The organism is Pseudomonas sp. NPDC096925 (assembly GCF_044762545.1).
Taxonomy (GTDB): domain Bacteria; phylum Pseudomonadota; class Gammaproteobacteria; order Pseudomonadales; family Pseudomonadaceae; genus Aquipseudomonas.
Map to the genome: position 1 here is coordinate 1 of NZ_JBIWEM010000006.1, position 21,906 is coordinate 21,906.

The following is a 21,906-nucleotide window of genomic DNA, read 5'->3' on the forward strand; positions in this document are numbered from 1 at the left end:
GGCACGGGCTTCGCCCGTGTTCGCGGGCAAGCCCGCTCCCACAGGGGGCGCGCCAGCTTTTAGAAATTGAGCAAGACAGTTGCTCCCACAGGGTACGCGGACTGCTTGCGATTTCAGTTATCTACGCGACAGCGCAGCCCAAAGGGCTGGGCCGGTTCCCACAGGGACTGCGCTAGCTTTTAGAGCTTGAGCAAGACCGTTGCGCCTACAGGGCCGATGTTGCAATCGCCTTCGCCGCTTGCGCCAAACGTTGTGTAGCCAGCCGGATTTCATCCATGTCCAGCGAGGCGAACCCCAGGCGCAAGGCATTTTCCGCATGACCGAACGGCGAAAACTGCCGGCCACTGCGTACCACCAGGTCCAACTCCAACGCCTTGCCAACCAGTTGGTCCACATCGATCGAGTCGGCAAACCTCACCCACAGCGCCAGCCCGCCTTCCGGTGCCTTTACAGCTACCTGCTCGCCAAAGGCCTCGCGCAAGCAAGCCAACAGGGTCTCCCGACGCTGGCGATACTCCCGCGCAACCCGACGCAAGTGCTTCTTCAGCTCGCCATCATTGATCAGGTCCGCCAGCATCTGCTGCATCACCGCATCGCCCTGCCCCAGGGTCAGCGTCGCCCTGCGCTCGAGCACCACGGCCACCTCCGCCGGCGCCACGATGAAACTGCAACGGAAGGTACTGCCCAAGGACTTGGACAATGAACCAATGTAGATCACATGCCGCTGCTGACGGTCGCTGGCCAGCGGCAGGTAAGGCCGCCCGGCAAAGTGGTACTCATGGTCGTAGTCTTCCTCGACCACGCAAAAGTCGTGCTGCCGCGCCAGCTCCAGCAACTGCTGCCGGCGCCCGGCAGGCAGGCTGACCGTGGTCGGGAACTGGTGATGGGGTGTGATGTACAGCATGCGCACCTTGTGCAGCCGGCACAGTGCATCGATCTGGTCGACCCGGCAGCCCTCGTCATCTAGCTCCACGGTGACCAGCCGGGCACCCAGCTGGCGGAAGATCTCCCACGCGGGCGGATAGCTCAAGCGCTCGACCAGCACAACGTCACCGGGCTTGAGCAGCACGCTGGCCACCAGGTACAGCGACATCTGCACGCCCTGGGTCAGGCAGATATGCTCGGCGCCAACGTTCAGGCTGCGATTGTGCCGCAGCATGTCGGCCAAGGCGCTGCGCAGGTAATGGCTGCTGCACGCGCTGCCATGGCGCACGGTGTTGGCAGTGAAGCTGTTGCGCAAGGCATTACGGTAATAGCGGTGCAGAACGGTCTGCGGCAGCAGGCGGTGGTCACAGGCGCCGTTGTCGAAAAACAGCGCACCCGGCCGATGCTGCTGCGCGGCAGCCTGTTCGTTGGCCGTGAAGTAGGCAACGGCAGGCTCCTCTGGCAGCACCAGGGCAAAGGGCCGCGCTGCATCGGGCTCGGGCAGGGTGCCAACTGCCAGTTGCCGACTGACGAAGGTGCCGCGGCGTTGCACGCTTTCCAGCCAGCCTTTGGTCTCGGCTTCCTCGTAGGCGAGGATCACCGTCTTGCGATTGACGTTCAGCAGTTGCGCCATTTCCCGCGTGCCGGGTAACGGCGTGCCGGGGCGCAGGCGGCCCTCGGTGATCGCGGCAACCAGGCCCTCGACAATCTGCCTGTACGAAGCCTGCGGCTGCGCCCCGTCGAGCTTGAGCAGCGGCTGCCATTTGCGAAGCTGGACCATGTGAATTAACCAAAACTGGAGGTTCTACTGGTCCTGGACTATAGCAACAATCGAACCTCCATTTGCCCCGAGGTGCTCATGCAAAACCGCCATGTCATTGAATTGTCGCCCTCGGGCAAAACCTTCGACGCCAGCCAGGAGTTGCTGCTCGATGCCATGCTCGCCAGCGGCCTGCCGGTACCCTTCTCCTGCCGCCGCGGCGCCTGTGGATCGTGCAAGGTCAAGGTGGTGTCGGGGCAGTATCGGGACAAGCAGCGGGCAGCAGACACGCCCGCGCCCTGCTACCCCTTGGCAGCCGACGAAATGTTGCTGTGCCAGAGCCACGCCTGCAGTGATATGTGCCTGGAAATTCCCGGCTGGTCCCTGGAAACCCCGGCACTGGAACTCCAGGCACAGGTCCGCGGCAAACGCGAACTGAGCGCCGATATCGTCGAACTGGTGCTGCAGCCTGCACAGCCATTGGTGGTACGGGCTGGCCAGTACGTACGCTTTCGGCTCGACAACGGCGACAGCCGCTGTTTTTCCATCGCCAACCTGCCCGCCCAGGACCAGGGGCAACTGGTGTTTCACATCCGCAAGGTCAGGGGCGGCCTGTTTACCGAACACCTGCTGCCAACCCTGCAAGCAGGTGACACCTTGAAGCTTGAAGGGCCGGTGGGTGCCTGCACCTGGCAGCATGAGGACCAACGCCCCCTGGTGCTGTTCGCCACCGGCACAGGTTACGCCGGCATCAAGCCATTGCTGCTGACCGCCCTGGCAGGTGATGCCGAGGTCACGTTGTACTGGGGCGGCAGATCGAACGCAGACTTCTATGACCGTGAATTTCTCGACCAGGCCTGCCGTGCACACGCTCACTTTCACTGGCACCCGGTGCTGTCGGACCAGGCGCGGGTGCAGCAGGTGGCGCTGGCCCAGGCCCATCGCTGGGCCGACACCCAGGTCTATGCCTGCGGTAATGCCGCGATGATCAGCCAGGCTCGCGAGCAGTGCCTCGCGGCAGGCCTGCAGCCCCATCGCTTTGTCGCCGAGGCTTTCGTTGCCAGCGGCGCACTGGTGCCCGAGGCTTCAACGACCAACCCATTGCACCCGGTGCTGGAAAAAGTCGGCCCGCGCTACTCGCTGGACGGCATGCTCGCGGCCCGCGAGCAGTCGGTACGGGCCGTGGCGGCGATCGCCAGCCAGCTACAAGTCGGGATGACCACTGCCCAGGCGCTGGAGATGGCCGCGCAGACCTTGCAGGCGATGGGCGCATCGCACACCTGGCACCCGACCTACATCCGTTTTGGCGACGACACCGTGCGCACGCCGCGCCAAGGTATTGATCTGCAACGCGTATTACGTACCACGGATATCGTCGTGGTCGATGTCGGCCCGGTATGGGATGGCTATGAAGGCGACTATGGCGACACCTTCGTGTTTGGCCAGCACGACCTGCACCACGCCTGCGTCAAGGCACTGCATGAAGTGTTCGACGAAACCCGCCAGGCCTGGGGGCGTGGCCTGACCGGGCGCGAGCTGTATGACTTCGCCGAGCGCAGTGCCCAGGCGAAAGGCTGGCAGCTGGAACGCAACCTGGCTGGGCATCGCATCGCCGACTTCCCGCATGTGCTGTATGGGCAGGACAAACTGGCCGAGGTGGAAATCGTCCCGAGCGAGGTGGTGTGGGTGCTGGAGATTCAGTTGTGCCACCCTACCGAGCCGGTCGGAGCGTTTTTCGAGGATATCCTGATCGGCGAGGCCAGGCCGGTCGTGGCTACGGCAGCTTGAAACGATCGTCAGGAAGCAAGGTGCGCGTCAATCAGGCGCGCGACCGCTTCGGCATGGCTATGGCCAAGGTCATGGCCGGCATCGGCAAACACCTGCAGGCTGGCGTTTGGTATCAACTGCATCAAGCACTCGCCAACAGCGACAGGGCTGATCGGGTCTGAACCTCCCCATAACAGCAGTACAGGCATGCGCAGCTCGCAGAGGCGCGCCGTCAGATCAGTGCGGTCATCGAGAAACCAGCGCGGCAGCTTGGGGTTCTCCGCTTCGAATTCTGCACGCCAGTCAGCAGCACCAAAGTCAGAAAGGTCCATGCCGCCTGAAGTCACGCTCAGGACCAGGTGCGTAATCAACGCTGGGCGCTCCAGCGCAAGGAGCACCGCAACCACCCCACCCATGGACTGCGCCACCAAGGCCGTGGGCCTGTCGACTTCGCCAAGGGCAAGGGCTGCGAGGTGCTGCAGGCAGGAAACATTCGGGTTGGCTGGTACGTTGCCGAAACCGGGCCAGCCCAGGTGCCGGACGATTGCTGGCGTACTCATCGCCGCGGCGGCCGGGTGCCAGAAGGCAACGTTGCCAGAGGCGCCGGGCAGGAAAAGGATCTTTTCCGGTGAAGTCGTCATGGCTCTCTCCTTGATCCAGTAACAGGCTAAAGTTGGCAACAGGACAATACCAGACACGGACGACTGCCATGCACATACGCAAACTCACCCCTGACGACCTCACCCATGCCAGCGCCGTGTGCCTGGATGCCTTCATGCAGGCGGTCGCGCCCTCGCTGTCGGCACAAGGCATCGAAACCTTCACCAGGGTGGCCGCGCCCCTGGCGTTTGCCGAGCGCATGCAGGGCGACAACCTGATACTGGTGTGCATCGTGGACGGTGTCATCACGGGGTTGATCGAACTCAAGGAAGGCCGCCACGTGGCGATGCTGTTCATTGCACCAAGGTGCCAACGTCAAGGCATCGGCGCGCGCCTCATGAGCGCCGCGCTTGAGCATGCCAGGGCTGAAATCGTCACCGTCAGGGCATCGTTGTCTTCGGTGCCGGCCTACCAGCGCTACGGTTTCAACCTGGCAGGTGAAGTGGGCGAGTTCGCCGGACTGACCTACCAGCCGATGGAAATGCCCTTGCGGCCACGTGCTGCAGCCGCCTCAGGCGCCGAGTGAGTCCAGCACGCTTTGCAGCTTGCCCCGGGTGGTTTCCGTGCAGGCCTGCATGGGCTCGCGCAGCTCGTCAGCAATCAGGTCTTGCATCTGCAATGCTGCCTTGATCACGGCCGGGTTAGGCTCGGCAAAGGCCATTTTCATCCACGGCAGCAACTGGTAGAACGTCCCTCGCGCGGCTAGCCAGTCGCCATGGTCGACCTGCTGCAACATGCGCACGTACAGGTCAGCCCGCACATGCGCCGAAGCCGAAATGGCCCCCGCACCGCCCAGGCACAGGTTGTTGAAGATCTGAACGTCCTCACCGGCCAGCACCTGGGCGTGGCCGTCCTGGATCAGGGCCATGGTGGTCTCGCTATCACCGCTGCAGTCCTTCACCGCTGCAATGCGCGGGTGGCGCACGATTCGGCGCAGGGTTGCACGCTCGATGCGTACCCCGGTACGGTAGGGAATGTCGTAGACGATCACCGGCACGCTGGCGGCATCCGCCACGGTGCTGAAGAACGCCTCGATGCCGGCCTGCGAAGGCCGGATGTAGCACGGTGCAGGGACCAGAAGCCCGCCAATGTCACGCTGCTGGATTTCAGCCTGGAAGGCCAACAGTTCGCGCAGGTTGTAACCCGACAGGCCCATCACCACCCTGCCCGGTTCCACCCAGGCCAGCACAGCGTCCAGCACGGCCAGTTGCTCGGCCTTGGACAGCGCCGCCGCTTCGCCCGTGGTGCCACATACCACAAAACCGGCGACACCCTCTTCGAGCAGCTTCTTCACCAGTTTTTCCAGGCCAGTAAAGTCGATTTCATTGGCGCGCAATGGCGTGACGAGGGCGACCCAGATACCACGGAAATTCGACATGCAAAAACTCCTGATGTTGACCGAAAGTCAGCGTCAGCAGGGCGAAGAGTGGAAGTGGTCTGGCAGGGATACCTGGCGCCTTCTGTCTCGTCAGCCCACCTGACGAGACAGCGCGCCTCGGTCAGATGAGCGGCTGTTTCTTGGATTTCTTGGCAACGGCAACGCACGCGCCTGCCTGGGCGATGAAGCCCGAAGCGGAAATGGCGTGGTTGGAGATGGACATGCAGGGAAGCCCGTTGCGTGGATATGGCTGGATAATGGGGCGGCGGCGTACCCGGTGTCAACACCGGGATAGCAAACCCGTTGGGGCTGCGCTGTCGCGTAGAGAACTGAATTCGCAAGCGATACGCGTACCCTGCGGGAGCGGCTTTAACCGCTCCCACAGGGCCCCCGCTCCTACAGGTGACACATCTTCGTCAACGCCACTCGCTGTAGGGTTCCAGCGGTGTCACCGGCAGCGCCAGGTTGCCCCGCCACGGCTCGAACAGGTAGCGCAGGTAGAGCATGCCATGGCTAGGCGCATAGTCATCACTGTGCTGCCAGTCGAAGCCGGCGCCCAACACCCAATGGTCGCTCAGGCGCCGCTCGAACAGCCCACGCAGGCGGTAGCCCAGCCCGCTGCTGTCGCTGGCGTCGTTCATGGCGTCGAGGTTGGAGTCAACGTCATACTGCGCCAGTACCTTGCGGTTGACGTGCGCGTCCGGGTACAGGCGGCTGCGGCCGCTGTGGGCCTGGGACCAGCTGACGGAGCCTTCCAGCAGCACCGACCAGTCGTAGTTGCGCCAGGCATAACTGACCGGCACGCCAATCGATGTGTAGCGCTCCGGGCTGTAGTAGCCGCCCTGCCCCAGGCTGTAGCCACCCAGGTCCTTGTCGTGACGCCAGTGCATCAGCGTCAGGCCCACGCGCACACGCTCGTCGGCTTTTTCCACCACGCGGTGGTAATAGCCGGCCATGGCCCGGGTGCGCTGGTTGTCGGCGACGTTCTCGCCATACAGCCAGTGGTGCCCCAGGCTGGCCCAGACCCCGTTATCACCGCCCTGGTCCCAGCTCAGGCCGAGCGTGGCGCCATTGGCCGTGACCCCACCCCAGCGCACGCCCGTCGGGCGGTCACGTGCTCCCGCAAAGGATAACAGCGAGTTGCTCATCGGCCGTCGCGAAGCGGTCAGCGACCAGCCGACCTGGCCAAGGTCACCGTTGACCGTGGCGCCCCCCAACCAGTTGTTGATCGCGTAGCCCTGGGTGGTCCCCAGGTCGAAGGCCCAGCGCTTGCCCTGCCAACCCAGCGCCAGCACGCTACCGTCCGCCGTTTGCGAACCACCCTCGCACGCAGGGAGCGACTTCCCGTCAGCGGTGCGGCCCACAAACTGGCAGCTACCGAAGTCCGGGGTATAGCGCCTTTGGTCGTTCTGCTCGAATGAGCCCGCATCCATGCCGATGCGCTCCACCCGCGCAAAGGCAGTGCCGTCCTGCCAAGGGGTATCGACATGCAGCAAGGTCGACTGGGTACTCAGTTCAGATGTGCCCGGCGTACCATCGTCCTCGCGCCAACCGTAGTCGTGCATCAACGTCACATGGGTATTGCGCTGGCGATACAGTGCATCGACGTCGCTGCGCAGGCTGCGTGCCAGCCAGTCGTCGTCATCCTGCTCACGGCTGGCCAGCGTCAGTGCACGGTCATCCCGTGGCGACACGGCGGCACGCTCGAGCAACTGCGCATCTGCCATTGCTGCGGCGTAAAGGTCCAGCGCCCGTTGCGGGTCATCCTGCGCCACCAGGCGGGCAGCGTCACGCCGCAACAAGGGGTCGGGGCGAGGCTGCTGCGCTGCGATCTGGTCGAGCATTCTGGCCGCCTGGTCGTGTTCGCCCAGGGCGACCCAGACAGCTGCCAGGCGCCGCTGGGCGTTGCTGTCATCAGCAGCCAGTTGTGGCACCTGCACAGCCAGCATGTGCCGGGCCTGTGCCAGGTTGCCTTCGGCCACCGCGCTTTCGATCAGGCCAAGGCGCGCTTGCGGTTGCCCAGGCTGCGCAGCAAGCACGCGCTGGTAATAGCCGCGCGCTTTACCAGGCTCACCGTTCGCCGCCGCCCAGTCAGCCAACAGCATCAGGTCGTCGGTGCTGCCTTCACCACGCGCCAGGCTGGCCTCGAGCAGGCTGGTCGCTTCAGCCGTGCGGCCTTGCGCTTGCAGTTGCTGCGCCGAGGCCAGGGTCATGCGACGGCGTATACGCTGCTCCAGTGCATGCATGTCAGCACTCCAGGCCGTCTGCGGTACGGCGCCCAGGCTGTCCAGGGCCAGCGCATCGCGGTCGCTGGACTCCAGGAACAGGCCGTGGGCATAGCGGGTAGAGGCATCGCCCGGCTGGCGCTGCACGATCCTGGCGAATGCCGCGTCGGCCTCGGCGGTACGCCCCAGATGGCGCAGGCTGTTGGCCAACTGGTAGACCAGCCATGGCTCGTCGGGCGCCAAGGCCGTGGCCTGGCCCAGCGCCTGGCTGGCCGCCGCCCAGTCTTGGCGCTGCAAAGCTTGGTCACCTTGCTGGCGCAGGCGGGCGAGTTCCAGGCTGCGGCGCAGGCTGGCGAACTGCGCTTGCTGCCGAGGCGGCAGGCTCTCCAGGTACGCCCGCGCCTTGTCGGGCGATTGCGCCTGATACACGCGCACCAGGCCGCGCACGGCACTTTCGTTATCCGGTGCCATGCGCCGAACCTGCAGGAATTGCCGCTCGGCGGCCGCTGTATCGCCCTCGGCCAGCGAGACATCCGCCAGGCCCAGCAAGGCATACTCCTCTTTCGGGCGCTGCTGTCGTGCCTGCTGGTAGAAGGCGCGCGCACCGCGCATGTCTTTCGCCTGCAGGGCCCGCTCACCTTTGTTGAGCAGGGCCCAATACTGGCTGGACGACTCCAGGTCCTTCCACTGGCTGATCCAGTAGGTGTCCTGCTCCTTGGCACTTGCCGCCCGGAACGCCGCATTGGCCTCCTCATAGCGGCTTTGCCGCATCAGCGCATACCCCAGGGAGCCGTGCAAGCGGGCATCGTCCGGGTACTGGCGCAGCGCCCGGCGCAACTGCGCCTCGGCTTCAGCGTTACGGCCCTTGTCGAGCAATGCCATGCCCCGCTGGCCAGCCTGCCAGGATGGGTCGGCCAGCAGCTTGCGTTGCTGCTGCAGGGTCTCGCTGGCTTGCGCCTGCAAGGGTGAGGCCGGGTAGCGCTGGAGAAACGCTTGCCAGGCCGCCGCGCTGGCGGCACTCACCGCTTGCCCGGACAGGTAGTCGAACTCACGCTGGGCTGCGGCATCCCGTGCGCCAGGGTCGCGTGCCAGCTGATCGAGCAAGGCCAAGGCTTCGCGGTCGCGATTTTCGGCGAACAGCCAACCCGCCAGGGTCTGGCGCAACCCGGCACTGCCCGGGTACTGCCGGTCCAGTTGCTGCAACTGGCTGATCGCTTCAGGGCGCTGGCCTGGCAGGTTGCCGCGCACGCGCCAGTAGTCCAGGGCCAGTTCAAGGCTTGGTGGCTCGCCAGCGAACAGCTGTTCATAGGCCGCCAGCGCCTCTTCATTGCGCCCGGTGACAGCCAGCAGGCGGGCCTGCTGCAATTGCCGCGCGCGCTCCGGTTGCTGCAGCTCAAGCAGACGCCTGGCCTGGCGTGCCTGCAAGCTGCCGGGCGCAATGGCACTGATCCGGGCACTCAACTGCTCGGCCTCGATGCTGTTCTTTTCGCGCAATGCCAGGCTCAAGGCTGCCAGCAACACGTCCGGGTTGCGCGGCTCGAGCAATTGCAGCCGCCCCAGTGCGTCGCGCACCAGGTCGTCACGATGCAGCGCCTCGCCGCGACGCACCTGGTCCAACAGCCATTGGCGCTGTTCGCCGGCATCTTTGGGTTGCGCGGTGGCCTGGCAGGTCACCGCTGCTAGCATCAGCACACCAATCATTCGCTGCATGGCGTGCTCCAGACCGGCAACAGGCGGCCGTGCGGGTCAAAACGGTAACGGCCTTGGTCCCAACCCTGGCCAAACAGCGCCAGCACCTGGCTGTAATAGGCCTTGGCTTCGACTGGCTGCTCGCGCAAGCGCTGACGCTGGGCCGCCAGGCCTGCGACGTGCTCCGGCGATGCCGCCAGCAACGGCAGCAACGCCGCAGAGAAACCTGTCGGGCCATGGCCACTGGCAACACCGCTGTGCGCATCCACATGCTCTGGCGGCAGACCCTGGCGCGCGGTCAATGCCGCCATCGGGGCATAGTGGGCCACCAGCTCGGCACGCTGTGCCGCGTCCTTGGCCAGCATGCCCACCCACAGGTAGACGCGAATGGCGTCGTAGTCACCTTCACTGCCATGTTGCGGGTCCGCTGCCAATTCACCGGCTGGCGTCCACAGCAGCCAGTCCGGGGCAAAGCCCTTTGGTGACGAAGCCAGCCACAAACGCCGTGTGTTGGCCGCCAGTTCGCCCCACAACGGGTCAACCAGGTTGAAGCGATCGAACAACTGCAGCGGCAAATAGCTGGGGTTCAGGCGGGCGCCGCGGGCGTCCTCGAAACCGTAGTCCCCCGGCAGCAGCATCAGCCCGAGGCCCGGCAGCTTGCGCACGGTCTGCGCGGCGATACGCCACAGCAAACGCTGGCCCAGCTGCGTGTAGGCCGGCTCGTCCCACAGCCGCCCGGCTTCCAGCAGGCTGTAGGCAATCCACAGGTCGGCATCGCTGGCGTTGTTGGCATCCAGTACCTGCCACTGCTGCTGGCCATTACGGCCCCACAGCCAGGCGGGCAGATGCCGGGCCAGATCGCCCTCTGCCAGGTTGTTGCTGGTCCAGCGCAACACCTGCGCGAAGGTTTGCCGGTCATTGCCCACCAAGGCGAAGAACAGCGCATAGCTCTGCCCTTCCGAGGTAGTGATCAGGCGCTCATCGCTCGGGTCGATGACCCGACCGTCGACGCTCACCAGCTCAGCTTTGAAGCGGTCCCAGGCGGGCCATGGACAGGCCGGCGCGGCGTTGACGAAAACGGGCAGGCCCAAGGTGACCAGCCCTACCAGCAACCGACGCATCATCACCCCGCCTCACCCAGGCGACGCTTGCCTGCCCAGCGCAGTGCCCGCCACAACAGGAAGGCGAACAACACCACGCAAATGGCCGCGATCGCCGCCAGCAGCACCGGGTGTTCGGACAGGTGGAACCACAGCAGCAGCCACCACGGCAGCGCGCCAACAAAGTAGTGCTCGCCTACGAACTGGCTGGTGACGCCGCTGCTGCGCACCAGCGTCACCGAACCGGCCACTGCATCAAGCTTGCCCACATCGCCGAGCACATCGCGCAGCAACGCATAGTCGCTATCGCTGTTGGCCAACAGGGCGACAACGCTGCGCTGCTCGTGGAACGGCGACTTCAGCCCGGTAATGGCCGCAATCGGCGCCTGCGCGCTGACGGCCACACGGCTGCTCGCGGCCACCGGCGCAGTATCGAAGCGCTGGCTGCCCGGCAGCCCCGCGCTACGGCCTTGCAGCAGCCAGTCCCGCTGGGCGCTGAGCAGCAGGCCAAGGTTGGGCGCATCGCCCAGCGCCTCGGGCAGGCTGCCAAGCAGCAGCAAGTCGGCGTCGGCCGCTGCAGCCTGCTTCCAGTCATCGACCAGCTGCAGGCCAAGCGACGGGTAGCCGATCTGCCCGGCCAGCCCACCGACCGCATCGAGCAAGGTACCCACCTGCATCGTCGTGGGCTTGGCCGGCATGATGACCAGCGTTTCGGAAAGGTCGGCCATGCGGCTGAACGGGAAGCCGCTGCGGGCGAATGCGCGCAGGTCGGGCATGGCGATGTAGTGGTGGTAACCGGACAGGTCGATCGTGGAGTTGTCGTCGATCGCCGCACGCACATCCACCGGCAACGAGGTCTGGCAGCGGTCGCGCTGGGCGCTGCCCAGGGTGCTGGCAAAGCTGAAATCGAAACGCAGGCGGTTGCGGTCGCCGATCTTCAACGCCGGTACCAGCGACTTCTCGGTCAATGCGGTGTTGTCACCGGACAGCACCGCCAGGCGCATTTCCTCCAGTGTGCCGCCGCGCCGGTCATTACCCACCAGCGGCATGCTGGTGATGTACTGGTCGTTGACGCTGATGCTCAGCCGCGATTCGTCGGTCACTGCCGGGGCCGTGTAGCGGTACAGCGTACGCAGCGGAATGCCCTGGTTGCGCCAGACGAACAGGTCGGGCGGCAGGTTCAATTCCAGCGTCACCGGCCGCGGTTGCAGGCCGCTGACCTGCAGCTGCTCGGGGTAATCGAGCAGCTCGGCGAAGCGTACCGGGCGATCGGTGCGTGTCCAGTTCGGCGCATCGTAGGGCTGGCGCGGTTGCAGTGCCGTCATCTGCTCGACTTTCACCCGGGCACCGCGGAACAGGTTGTTGCCAACCGCCAGCGCCGAGGCGGCCTTGACCAGGTCATCGTCGTTGCGGCCCAGCACCAGCAGCACTTTGCTGAAGCGGTCGTCCGGGTGGTCGATCATTTGCAGTACCGGGCCGTCGACCGGCGGGAACTGCTGCAGGTCGGCGAGGAAGGCCGGGCGACGGTCGTTGCTGGCAAACACGATGCTCGGCGTGGGTTTATCGCCACGGGCCGGCAGGCTGTTGTACAGCACCGGGAAACTCGCCTTGCGCCAGCCGGCCTGGCTGCCGAAGTAGGACGCCAGGATCGCCGCCGCACGCTGCTCACCCAGGCTCGGCACGCCGCTGAACACCACCGGCAGCGTTACCTTGCCGGTGTCGCGCACGTCAAAGAACGGCAGCGGGAAGTACGCCAGGTCGTTGTCCAGGGCCAGGGCCTGTTCGTGCAGCTGCACCTGGCTCTTGCGGTTCAGGTTTAGCCACAGGCCGCTGTGCGCCGGGTCTTCGCAGATGTCGGTGTAATGCCCGACGAACTCCAGGCGAACCCGGTTGAAGTCGCTGAGCAGCTTAGGGTCCAGTGGCAGCTGGCGGCGCACACGCTGGCCAAGCTGGTCTTTCTCCACTGGCACCACACCCATCAACTCGTCATTGAGATACACGCGCAGGTGCGACAGGTTCGGCAACAGTGCGGGCGAAGGTGTGTAGTCCAGCTGCAGGCTGGCGTCGGTGGCCAGGCGATCGCGCCGCAGGCCGAATTCGATATGCTCGCTGTTGCGTACCCCCAGCAGCAGGCTGTCGGACGCATGCCCGAGCTGCTCGAAGGTTTTCGCAACCGGCCAGTTCGGTACCGTGGGTACGGCCGGCTCGGCAAGCGGGGCTACGGAGGCGGCAGCGGCGCTCTGCGACAAGGCAGCAAGCAGCGCCATCGCCAGGCCCCAGGTACGCGCGGGATAACCAGTCATCATGCGTCTCGATCAACAGGGTTCATGGAAAGGACAGGCCGTGGTGTGCGGGGCCTGTAGCTGGCCAGCCAGTGCGCCAGCGTGCGCAGTGGGCGCAGCCATGGCGGCAGGTGCTCGACCAGGCGCAGGTAACCGACACCGCCCAGCTTCAGCACGTCGACCAGGCTGCGCAGCGGGCGATCGACCTCGTGCTGCTCGTTCCAGCCAAGCCAGGCATCGGCGCGGGCAAAGGTGCAATGGACCAGGTCGATACGCTGTTGCTGGCTGAGGTCTTGGAACACCAGGCCCACGTGTTGCCCGACAGTACGGGTGACACAGGCCTGGAAGGCGAACTCGCGCTGGCCACGGTTGAGCAGCAGGCGCACCTGCTCCCCCGCTTTCAACTCAAGGCCCTGGTGCAAATGCAGGCCGACACCGCCGTCGGAGTAGTCGACCAGGGTGCAGGGGTAGGCGTGACCGCTGGCCAGCACCAGCCCCGCCGGCAAGCGCATCTGCACCCGGTGGGCACGGCGCACCTGGCGCACTTCGGCGGCAACGGCAACGGCGGCGCCGATGATCAGCAGGTTGTAGATCACCCACAGCGAGCTGACGATCACCGTGCCGATTTCCGCCGCCGGGCCGGTGAACAGGCGCCACACGGCAAAGCCCAGGCCGGCGACGTTGAGCGCCGCCAGCCACAGGTAGGGTTGGGCGATACGCCAGTCGAACTGTTCCTGCTCCATCAGGCCGCCCTTGGCGGTGACGTTGAACTTGCCCTTCTTCGGCGCGAACAGCGCGACCGTGGTCGGGCGGGCGATATACCAGGCCAGCACGGTCTCGTACACCTCCCCCCAGAAGGTCTGCCGGTACTTGCCCTGCATGCGCGAGTTGGTCAGGCTGGCGTGGATCATGTGCGGTAGCACGTACAGCAGGATCATCAACGCCGGTGCATAGATGATGTAGGCATGCAGCAACAGGAACGCCAGGGGCGCGGTCAGGAACACCAGCCTTGGCAGGCCGGCCAGGAAGTGCAGCATCGCGTTGGCATAGCACACCCGCTGGAACAGGCTCAGCCCACGGCCGAGCAGCGGGTTGTCGGTGCGGAAGATCTGCACCATGCCACGGGCCCAGCGAATGCGTTGGCCGATGTGCGCCGACAGGCTCTCGGTGGCCAGGCCGGCCGCCTGCGGAATGCTCAGATAGGCCGATGACCAACCCTGGCGGTGCATGCGCAAGGCAGTATGGGCATCTTCGGTCACGGTTTCGACGGCAAAGCCGCCGATGCTCTCCAGCGCGGTACGTCGCAGCACGGCACACGAGCCGCAGAAGAACGCCGCGTTCCACATGTCGTTGCCGTCCTGGATCAGGCCGTAGAACAGCTCGCCTTCATTGGGGCGACGGCGGAACGAGCCCAGGTTGCGCTCGAACGGGTCGGGCGAGAAGAAATGGTGCGGCGTCTGCACCAGCGCCAGCTTCGGGTCCTTGAGGAACCAGCCCACGGTCATTTGCAGGAAGGAACGCACCGGCACGTGGTCGCAGTCGAAAATGGCGATCAGCTCGCTGTCAGTCACGCCCAGCGCATGGTTGAGGTTGCCGGCCTTGGCGTGCTTGCTGTCCGGCCGCACGATGTAGCCCACCCCCACTTCGTCGGCGAACGCACGGAACGCGTCGCGCCGGCCGTCGTCGAGGATATAGATGCGCAGGCACTCGCGCGGCCAGTCCAGGCCAAGGGCCGCCAGCACCGTGGTGCGCACCACCGACAAGTCTTCGTTGTAGGTGGGGATCATCAGGTCGACGGTCGGCCAGTGCGCCGGATTTGCCGGCAGGTTCGCCGGCTTGCGCTGCAACGGCCAGCTGGTCTGGATGTAGCCCAGGATCAGTACGAACCATGAATAGGTTTCTGCCGCCAGCAGGATCACCCCGCACACCAGGCCGGTGGTGTCGTTCCAGTTCAGGGTCGAGGTGTAGCGCCACCACAGGTAGCGGCAGGAGATGAGGGTCGATAGCACGATCAACATCAGAGTCGGGAAGCGGCCCGGAATGTGCCGCACCAGCATGGCGATGCCCAGTAGCAGGAAGATGAACACCAGCTGCGCCAGGTAGCCGAACGGTTCGGTCACGCACAGCACGGCCAGGCCGATGGCGCCCAGGGTCAGTACGCTGTAGAACGCCCACCGGGCGAACACGCTCAAGCCGCGCAAGCGTGCCGAAGCCTCCTGCTTGAAAGCACTGGCGTTGTAGCGCGCAGGCAGCTGCTGCAGGCGGGCGATCAGCAGGCTACGGTAGTGGCGCAGCACCTGCAGCACGCCGCGCAGCTGCGTACGCACCGCGCCCCAGGCTCGGCGGGCAACCCCCGGTTCGCGTGGCAGCGGTTGGCGCCGGACCAGCAGCCACAGGCTCTGGATCAGCAGGCGTAGCGGGTCGCCCAGGCTTGGGCGCTTGCCCGCCAGTTGCGGGTACAGGCGCTGCCGCTCGGCCAACAGAGCCTGCCAGGCGGGCGACTCCAGACGCAGGAACAGGAAGGCCAGCCACACGCCAAGGGTAAACAGCCAGGCGACCGGCTGCCGCGCGCCACGCGTGCTGAACCAGCTATAGGCAGACAAGGGGTTCAGGGTCACGACCGGCGCCTCGTCAGGCAGCGCACCGCCAGGCTCTGCACGTCCCGGCAAGCCAGGCTCTGCGGCGCGTAGTGGCCAAGCGGTGCCTTGCACGCCAGGGCCTCGAGAAAGGCCTCGTCACGGTGCACCACCTGGATTGGCAAACGCTCACGGAACAGGTCGCGCCACACCATCAGCAGGTCGCTCTGCAAGCGGCTGGCCGGGTCGTAGCGGTTGACGAGCAGCAGGTCGTACTGCTCGACCGGCCGGCGCCCGAGCAGCAGATGGCTGGCCATCTCGGCCTCAGCCACCAATACCCGCACGTCGGTCTCGATGCTCTGGCCAGCAACATCAGCCGGCAGTTGCGGCAGGTCGAAGAGCAACCAGTCGAAGTGTTCGGCCAACTCGGCCTGGCGAGCGCGCCAGGCTTCAGCGTCGGGCAACGGCTGCCGCGTGCCGGCAGGCAGATTGCCGAACGGCATCAGGCTCAGGCCATCGAGCACCTCGTACAGGGCATCGCTGAACGGCCGCCCTTCCCACTCGGCAAGCGCCCATCCGTCGCGCATGTCGAGGGGCAGGTTGAAGTGCAGCCCAAGCAGATTGCTTGGGCACAGGTCGACCAGCAGGACCCGCTCCCCTGCCCCCTGCAACGCATAGCCCAGCGCGGCCAGCAAGGCACTGCGCCCCAGGCCACCGCGCACCCCGTGCAACGCCAGGCTGGTCATGGCGACAGCACCTCACGCCGCGGCACCGTCGTGTACAACGTGCCCTGGGCGCTGGCCCGGCAGCTTTCGCCCAGCAGCGGCCAGCGCTGCAGGGCCTGCTGGACACCCACCAGCAAAGAGATGTCCTGATAGTTCAGGTCCGGCATGTCCAGGTGCTGGCGCAACTGGGCGATATCGTCGCTGCGGTCGGCAGGGTCTGCCTTGCCAGTGATCATGGGCGCTCCTTCGGGATAGGCTGCCAGTCGGGCTGGCCTTGCAGGCGCATGTAGGCGCGCCCCTGGTAGTTCAGTACCTGCGCACCTGCGGTTTCCGCGACCGGTTCGGTGGTCGGCAGGTCGCTCAACAGGCTGGGCACATCCAGCACCTGCTGCTCGCCCAGGCCCGCATACACGCGCGAGATCAGCTCGGACAGCGCCAGGTAGCTGGTGGGTGCCGAAACATGCAGCGGCTCGCTGCGGGCAGGCTGGCCCATGCCGATGAACTTCAGGCCCACCGGCACATGGGTAATCGACGGTGTGGGGATTTCACGCATGCCCGACAGCTGCATGCGGTCGCCATGCAGCGCGGCGCCATGTTCCGGGACAAAGGCCACGACCACGCGACGGCCGCTGCGCTCCAGTTCATCGAGGAAGCTGCCCAGCTCGCCGAACAGGCGGGTGGCGCGGGTGGTGTAATCGGCCACACGGGTACCGCCGTCGGCGGTGACGATACGGTTGCCGTCATGCAGGCTGATGCTGTTGTAGAACAGCGACACATGCTCGGCCGACGCGCCTTGGCGCTGCCCCCACCAGCGGCGCAACACCTCGAGGTCGCTGGCGATCGGCGAGCCGTCGAAGCCGACCAGTGCACGCGGGAAGTCGGTGTTGCGCAGGCCAGGTTGTGGCATGTGCTGCTGGGTGATGTCGCCGATGAAGTTGTCGAAGCGGCCGCTGTGGTTGAGCAAGGTGTTGCTCTGGAAGCCGAGCCTGGCCAGGTTCTGGAACAACAGGCATTGCTCCGGGGCGGCCTGGTAAAGGCCGGCGTGGGACGACTGCCCGCAGCTGGCACGCAGCACGCGGATGGCAGCCGGCCCGCTGTAGGACGTGGCCGAGTTGAACTGGTCAAAGATCACGTCCAGGCGCGAGAACAGCGGGTTGTCTCGCAGCCCGACGGCGGACAGGTCATCCCAGGCCAGCGAACAGATGTTGATTACCAGCAGGTCAAACGGCTGCTCATCGGCCTTCATGGCCGGGAATGCTGTCACACGTTCACGCTCGCTGGCGAAGAACCGCTCGAGCCAGCTGTCGAGCGTGGCGTTGTCGGCAACCGCGGTGGCCTGCGCCTGCTCGGCGGGGCTGGCAGCCGCGGCGCCAGGTGCCTGGCCCGCGTTGAACCCCAGCGATGGCAGGCCGCCAACGGCCAACCACGCCAGACCCAGCAGGCTCAGGGTACTCAGCCGCAGCCAATGGCGCAGGTACAGGTAGCCCACCAGCAACAACGCCAGCGCACCCAGCAGGTTCCAGTTGATGAACCGGCCGAGCAGTTCGAGCAGGTAGTCCCACGAAAAATCGAACACCCCCGGCTGCGCCAGCAGGCGGCTGAAGGGCGGCAGCCAGGTGTCCTGGTAGAACAACGCGATGCCAATCGGTACTGCGGCCAGCTGCCGCGCAATACGCAGCCACTTGCCCGGCAACGGCACCAGTAGAAACGCGGCGAACAGCAGGTTCGGCAGCGCCTGGAAGTCGAGCATGCCAAGGGCGACCAGCAGGAACTTGGCCAGGAAATAGAGGTTCCACCCTCCCAGCCCAGGCCAGCGGGCCAGTACCGGGAACGTGGCGGATGTATTAGTCATTACGGGGTTCCTGGCGTGCAGCGCGGTGGCGTACACCCCGCGGTTTCAGGTAACGGGGTGGAAGGCGGCGGCGCAGCCAGTCGCGCAGCGTGGCACGCAGGCGCAACAGCAGCAGGGCCAGCGCCAAGGTGACCAGCGCCGTAATGCCGATCACTTGCAGCAGTTGCACGAAGTTCATGCGGTACCCCGCTTGCCCAAGGCAACCCGGCGCGGCGCCAGGGCCGGCCGTGCCTGGGCAGACAGGTGCGCTGCCGCGTCGAGCCGGGGTGGCCGTGGCACACTGTCGTCGAGGAAGGCAGGGCTGGCCAGGCTATCGACACCGGCAAGCACCTCCTGGCTGATGAACAGCTCTTTCCACGACAACTGGAAGATGTGGTCAAGCGCTTGTTCGACGCCTTCGGAGCGGCAGGCGAACAGGAACAGGAACAGCACTTCGCCCACCACGCAGGCGATGTCACCGTCGCGGCGAAACACCGTACGCGAGCAAGCTTGCAGCGGGGTCAGGCCAGGGGCCGGGCGCAATACCAGCAACTGGTGGACGATTTCGCCGTTGCGCACCCCGTGCCACATGGTCTGCACGGCTTCGGCGAACGCGCTCGGCGCCACCAGCCCGCAAATGGCCAGCGGCCGCAGGCGTGCGAGCAAGGCATCGAAATCGCTTGGCAGGTGCCGGCGCCAGAGGTACCCCTGGATGCTCTCGACCATGGTCAGGAAGCGAGACAGGCTGGCACCGAACGGCACGATCTGGCTGGCCCCGCAGGCCAGCAACAGCTGTTCGTCCTGGTAGCGCAGGGTCGGCGCCATCTCGCGCACCACCAGCTTCAGAGCACTGCCACGCAACTGGCGCAAGCGGTGCAGCTGGCGCGCCAGGCTATCCAGCCGCTGCCCGCCATCCATGGCAAAGATGACCGTGGCGGAAACCGCCCGGCTGGCTTTGGCGCCCAGTTCCTCAAGGCTCTCGCAGACCTGCCAGTGCTCGGAGAAGGCTGGCGCACCTTCCAGCACCGGGCGCTGGGCCAGGCACAACAGCTCGTCGCCACCGGTGTCGCTGGGTGCCTGCGGCGCCCCGGCAGCGGCAAAGCCCGCGTCAAGCCGCGTAAGTTCCACATCACGCGTACCGGTTTTGCCGAGCGGGTTGCTCCAGAAATGCTGCAGGTAGCGTACCCCGCCTTTGCCGCGGTACACCTGGGCCAGCCCATCGACACTCTGGTTGAACACGCGCAGGCGCTCTACCAACCCGGCGCTCTGGCCGCTACTGATGACCAGCAATAGCGCGGCCTCGGCCAACAACACCGGGCGCAGCGTATTGCACCAGCGTTCAACGTTGCCGGTACCCCAGGCGTCGGCGGACGCCAGCAGCACCAGCACACGCCCGGCAGCGTCGATACGCGGCAGGTCATCGACCAGGTGCTGGACGGCTTGCGGGTCGGCTTCGTACAGCGCCAGTTCGGCAGGGCCCTGCGCGGCATCGAGCGCACCCAGCACGTCACCCATGGCTTGCGCATCGGCGACCAAGGCTGCCCGAACGGGCTTGAGCAGCCCCCCGAGCACCTGGCGGCATAGCAAGGTGGCGTCTTCTGTGCTGTCACAGGCCAACCAATACAGTCCTTGTACATGAAGCTGACTGCTTTCGGCGCCTAAGCCGGAAATAGCCAACAACGGCATTCCATTCGTCAAAACACTGGCTCTGCAAAATTAGATTGAACGGTTTGGAAGGCAACGGTAGCTCATCTGCAACTGGGGCATCATGACATACGTCAAAAAAACGACAAATAGATGAGAGACCGCCTAAAACGTCAATTCTACAGCACATAGGAAAAACGAGATAAAGCAGAAATGTAATAAATTGCAAAGTTTTGTTAACAACCGCCGTAGGGCCAGTGTCAGTCAGTTAAGGTTTGCCGGTTTGACCAGGGCTGCTTTGCAGCCCACGCCCGGCTTGTCGACAGGCGAATGCCTCGCTGTGCGTTATGGTTACCGGCTAAGCGAAAACGGATTTTCCGGAGACAAGCATGCTTCGTATCTTTGAGCGCTGGCTCGACCCCTTCCCACCCGACGAGGTGCCACCGCCGCCGATGGGCCTGTTGCGCTTCATGTGGGCCTGTACCCGCGGCGCCCGTGGCTACATCCTGGCACTGGCATTGCTCAGTGCCGGGGTCTCGATCTACGAAGCCTGGCTGTTTGCCTTCCTCGGCCAGGTGGTCGACCTGCTCGCGGCATGGCAAGCCGGCGGCGCCGTTGGCCCTGAAGAAAAGCGAGTGCTGTGGGGCATCGGCATCGTCCTGCTGGTCAGCATCGGACTGGTGGCGCTGCGTACCATGGTTCAACATCAGGTACTGGCGATCAACTTGCCGCTGCGACTGCGCTGGGACTTTCACCGGCTGATGCTGCGCCAGAGCTTGTCGTTCTTCTCTGACGAGTTTTCCGGCCGGGTCACCACCAAGGTGATGCAGACGGCACTGGCAGTACGCGATGTGTTGTTCACCCTCATCGAAATCCTGCCCGGGATCGGCGTGTACTTCATCGCGATCATTGCCCTGGCCGGTGGCTTTGCCCTGAAGCTGATGCTGCCATTCATTGCCTGGGTCGTGCTGTTCGGCCTGGCCATGCTGTATTTCGTACCACGCCTGGGCAAGGTCGGCCAGGAGCAGGCCAATGCCCGATCGTCGATGACCGGGCGGGTTTCTGACGCCTACACCAATATCACCACGGTGAAATTGTTCTCGCACGCCAATCGCGAAGCGCACTTCGCGCGCGCCGCCATGGAGGACTTCAAGCAGACCGGTTTTCGCCAGATGCGTCTGGTCAGCCAGTTCGAAATCGTCAACCAGGCGCTGGTGGTGGGCTTGATCATTGCGGCTGGCGGCTATGCGTTGTGGTTGTGGCACCAAGGCCAGGTCGGCACCGGGGCGGTGGCGGCGATCACCGCCATGGCCTTGCGTATCAACGGCATGTCGCACTGGATCATGTGGGAGATCACCTCGCTGTTCGAAAACATCGGCACCGTGCAGGACGGCATGGCCACCCTCACCCGCGGCCCCAAGGTAAAGGATGCGCCGGATGCTGTGGAGCTGGTAACCACGGGGGGCGCGGTGAGTTTTGACAAGGTCAGCTTCAACTACAACGGCGAGCGTCAGGTGCTCAACGACCTGAGCCTGCACATCCGCCCGGGCGAAAAAGTCGGCCTGGTCGGCCGCTCCGGCGCCGGCAAGTCCACCTTGATCAACCTGCTACTGCGCTTCTACGACGTGGACCGTGGTGAAATCCGCATCGACGGGCAGAACGTGGCCAAGGTCACTCAGGACAGTCTGCGCGGCGCCATCGGCATGGTCACCCAGGACACCTCGCTGCTGCACCGTTCGATTCGCGACAACATCGCCTATGGCCGCCCCGATGCGACCGAGGCGCAGATCCGCGCCGCTGCGGCCAACGCCCAGGCCGATGGCTTCATCAGCCAGCTCAGCGACCGCCAGGGCAACATCGGTTACGACACCCTGGTGGGTGAGCGCGGCATCAAGTTGTCTGGTGGTCAGCGCCAGCGCATCGCGATTGCCCGGGTGATGCTGAAGAACGCGCCGATCCTGCTGCTGGACGAAGCCACCAGTGCGCTGGACTCGGAAGTGGAAGTGGCCATCCAGGAGAGCCTGGATGAAATGATGCAAGGCAAGACCGTCATCGCCATCGCCCACCGGTTGTCGACGATTGCTGCCATGGACCGGCTGATCGTGATGGATGAAGGGCGCATCATCGAGCAAGGCACCCATGCGCAACTGCTGGCGAAGAATGGCACTTATGCGCGGTTGTGGCAGCACCAGAGCGGCGGGTTCCTGGGTGAAGACCAGGGCGTGGCCGAGGCGACGGAGTAGGCAGGTATGCGAAGCCGGTGCCAGGCACCGCGTTGCCTGCTTCGCGGGTGAACCCGCTCCCACAGGGACAGCATCCGGCCCAGGCCTGCTCCGTACCGGCAC

15 protein-coding genes are annotated in these 21,906 nt (G+C 65.2%); 3 read left to right on the top strand and 12 right to left on the bottom strand.

All coding sequences use genetic code 11. The annotated features are described in order from the left end of the window. Positions 1 to 205: 205 nt before the first annotated feature. The gene (locus tag ACIQYU_RS17270; RefSeq protein ID WP_402801005.1) at positions 206 to 1,705 is read right to left on the bottom strand and encodes a PLP-dependent aminotransferase family protein; all 1,500 of its coding nucleotides are present in this window, start codon (positions 1,703 to 1,705) and stop codon (positions 206 to 208) included. Between the two features lie 78 nt (positions 1,706 to 1,783). On the opposite strand from ACIQYU_RS17270, the gene ACIQYU_RS17275 reads away from it, so the two are divergent. Further along, entirely contained in the window at positions 1,784 to 3,472 is a 1,689-nt protein-coding gene (locus ACIQYU_RS17275) for an NAD(P)H dependent flavin oxidoreductase family protein (RefSeq protein WP_233694903.1), read from the top strand. Between the two features lie 8 nt (positions 3,473 to 3,480). Here the strand turns inward: ACIQYU_RS17275 and ACIQYU_RS17280 are convergent, their stop codons facing one another. Beyond that, positions 3,481 to 4,149 carry an alpha/beta fold hydrolase gene (locus ACIQYU_RS17280; protein ID WP_402801008.1) on the bottom strand — a complete coding sequence of 223 codons (669 nt, stop codon included), beginning with the start codon at positions 4,147 to 4,149 and terminating at the stop codon, positions 3,481 to 3,483. Positions 4,150 to 4,160: 11 nt separating this feature from the next. On the opposite strand from ACIQYU_RS17280, the gene ACIQYU_RS17285 reads away from it, so the two are divergent. Further along, complete coding sequence (locus tag ACIQYU_RS17285; RefSeq protein ID WP_207830422.1) at positions 4,161 to 4,637, top strand: GNAT family N-acetyltransferase; 477 nt, start codon at positions 4,161 to 4,163, stop codon at positions 4,635 to 4,637. Here the strand turns inward: ACIQYU_RS17285 and dapA are convergent. The 10 genes from dapA to ACIQYU_RS17335 all read right to left on the bottom strand — a co-directional run bounded on the left by dapA (position 4,623) and on the right by ACIQYU_RS17335 (position 19,603). Next, positions 4,623 to 5,489 (bottom strand): 4-hydroxy-tetrahydrodipicolinate synthase, encoded by an 867-nt coding sequence (gene dapA / locus ACIQYU_RS17290; RefSeq protein WP_402801012.1) that lies wholly within the window; start codon positions 5,487 to 5,489, stop codon positions 4,623 to 4,625. The two genes, ACIQYU_RS17285 and dapA, sit on opposite strands and share 15 nt — an antisense overlap. 416 nt (positions 5,490 to 5,905) lie before the next feature. Then, positions 5,906 to 9,424 carry a cellulose synthase complex outer membrane protein BcsC gene (gene bcsC / locus ACIQYU_RS17295; RefSeq protein ID WP_233694901.1) on the bottom strand — a complete coding sequence of 1,173 codons (3,519 nt, stop codon included), beginning with the start codon at positions 9,422 to 9,424 and terminating at the stop codon, positions 5,906 to 5,908. After that, the gene (gene bcsZ / locus ACIQYU_RS17300; RefSeq protein WP_207830429.1) at positions 9,412 to 10,527 is read right to left on the bottom strand and encodes a cellulose synthase complex periplasmic endoglucanase BcsZ; all 1,116 of its coding nucleotides are present in this window, start codon (positions 10,525 to 10,527) and stop codon (positions 9,412 to 9,414) included. The genes bcsC and bcsZ overlap by 13 nt, the downstream gene beginning before the upstream one ends. Then, positions 10,527 to 12,806, bottom strand: coding sequence for a cellulose biosynthesis cyclic di-GMP-binding regulatory protein BcsB (gene bcsB / locus ACIQYU_RS17305; RefSeq protein ID WP_402801018.1), 2,280 nt, complete (start codon positions 12,804 to 12,806; stop codon positions 10,527 to 10,529). The genes bcsZ and bcsB overlap by 1 nt, the downstream gene beginning before the upstream one ends. Beyond that, a complete protein-coding gene (gene bcsA, locus ACIQYU_RS17310; RefSeq protein ID WP_402801021.1) occupies positions 12,806 to 15,403 on the bottom strand; it encodes a UDP-forming cellulose synthase catalytic subunit in 2,598 nt (865 codons plus the stop codon). The genes bcsB and bcsA overlap by 1 nt, the downstream gene beginning before the upstream one ends. After that, a complete protein-coding gene (gene bcsQ / locus ACIQYU_RS17315; RefSeq protein ID WP_402801024.1) occupies positions 15,400 to 16,107 on the bottom strand; it encodes a cellulose biosynthesis protein BcsQ in 708 nt (235 codons plus the stop codon). Before bcsQ ends, bcsA begins: the two co-directional genes overlap by 4 nt. Next, positions 16,104 to 16,322 carry a cellulose biosynthesis protein BcsR gene (gene bcsR, locus ACIQYU_RS17320; RefSeq protein ID WP_207830437.1) on the bottom strand — a complete coding sequence of 73 codons (219 nt, stop codon included), beginning with the start codon at positions 16,320 to 16,322 and terminating at the stop codon, positions 16,104 to 16,106. The genes bcsQ and bcsR overlap by 4 nt, the downstream gene beginning before the upstream one ends. Continuing rightward, positions 16,319 to 17,938, bottom strand: coding sequence for a cellulose biosynthesis protein BcsG (gene bcsG / locus ACIQYU_RS17325; protein WP_233688253.1), 1,620 nt, complete (start codon positions 17,936 to 17,938; stop codon positions 16,319 to 16,321). Before bcsG ends, bcsR begins: the two co-directional genes overlap by 4 nt. Further along, a complete protein-coding gene (bcsF, locus tag ACIQYU_RS17330; protein WP_207830441.1) occupies positions 17,931 to 18,116 on the bottom strand; it encodes a cellulose biosynthesis protein BcsF in 186 nt (61 codons plus the stop codon). The genes bcsG and bcsF overlap by 8 nt, the downstream gene beginning before the upstream one ends. Continuing rightward, positions 18,113 to 19,603 (bottom strand): BcsE family c-di-GMP-binding protein, encoded by a 1,491-nt coding sequence (locus tag ACIQYU_RS17335; protein WP_207830443.1) that lies wholly within the window; start codon positions 19,601 to 19,603, stop codon positions 18,113 to 18,115. Before ACIQYU_RS17335 ends, bcsF begins: the two co-directional genes overlap by 4 nt. A gap of 347 nt (positions 19,604 to 19,950) precedes the next feature. Here ACIQYU_RS17335 and ACIQYU_RS17340 point away from each other — a divergent pair, with 347 nt between their 5' ends. After that, positions 19,951 to 21,804 carry an ABC transporter ATP-binding protein gene (locus ACIQYU_RS17340; protein ID WP_207830444.1) on the top strand — a complete coding sequence of 618 codons (1,854 nt, stop codon included), beginning with the start codon at positions 19,951 to 19,953 and terminating at the stop codon, positions 21,802 to 21,804. Positions 21,805 to 21,906 lie beyond the last annotated feature (102 nt).

Bases quoted from the DNA above. Each gene is read 5' to 3' on its own strand.
- ACIQYU_RS17285 (WP_207830422.1), top strand. From the start codon at position 4,161: ATGCACATACGCAAACTCACCCCTGACGACCTCACCCATGCCAGCGCC.
- bcsC (WP_233694901.1), bottom strand. From the start codon at position 9,424: ATGCAGCGAATGATTGGTGTGCTGATGCTAGCAGCGGTGACCTGCCAG.
- ACIQYU_RS17335 (WP_207830443.1), bottom strand. From the start codon at position 19,603: ATGCCGTTGTTGGCTATTTCCGGCTTAGGCGCCGAAAGCAGTCAGCTT.
- bcsZ (WP_207830429.1), bottom strand. From the start codon at position 10,527: ATGATGCGTCGGTTGCTGGTAGGGCTGGTCACCTTGGGCCTGCCCGTT.
- bcsR (WP_207830437.1), bottom strand. From the start codon at position 16,322: ATGATCACTGGCAAGGCAGACCCTGCCGACCGCAGCGACGATATCGCC.
- dapA (WP_402801012.1), bottom strand. From the start codon at position 5,489: ATGTCGAATTTCCGTGGTATCTGGGTCGCCCTCGTCACGCCATTGCGC.
- bcsF (WP_207830441.1), bottom strand. From the start codon at position 18,116: ATGAACTTCGTGCAACTGCTGCAAGTGATCGGCATTACGGCGCTGGTC.
- ACIQYU_RS17275 (WP_233694903.1), top strand. From the start codon at position 1,784: ATGCAAAACCGCCATGTCATTGAATTGTCGCCCTCGGGCAAAACCTTC.
- bcsB (WP_402801018.1), bottom strand. From the start codon at position 12,806: ATGACTGGTTATCCCGCGCGTACCTGGGGCCTGGCGATGGCGCTGCTT.
- ACIQYU_RS17340 (WP_207830444.1), top strand. From the start codon at position 19,951: ATGCTTCGTATCTTTGAGCGCTGGCTCGACCCCTTCCCACCCGACGAG.
- bcsG (WP_233688253.1), bottom strand. From the start codon at position 17,938: ATGACTAATACATCCGCCACGTTCCCGGTACTGGCCCGCTGGCCTGGG.
- bcsQ (WP_402801024.1), bottom strand. From the start codon at position 16,107: ATGACCAGCCTGGCGTTGCACGGGGTGCGCGGTGGCCTGGGGCGCAGT.
- ACIQYU_RS17270 (WP_402801005.1), bottom strand. From the start codon at position 1,705: ATGGTCCAGCTTCGCAAATGGCAGCCGCTGCTCAAGCTCGACGGGGCG.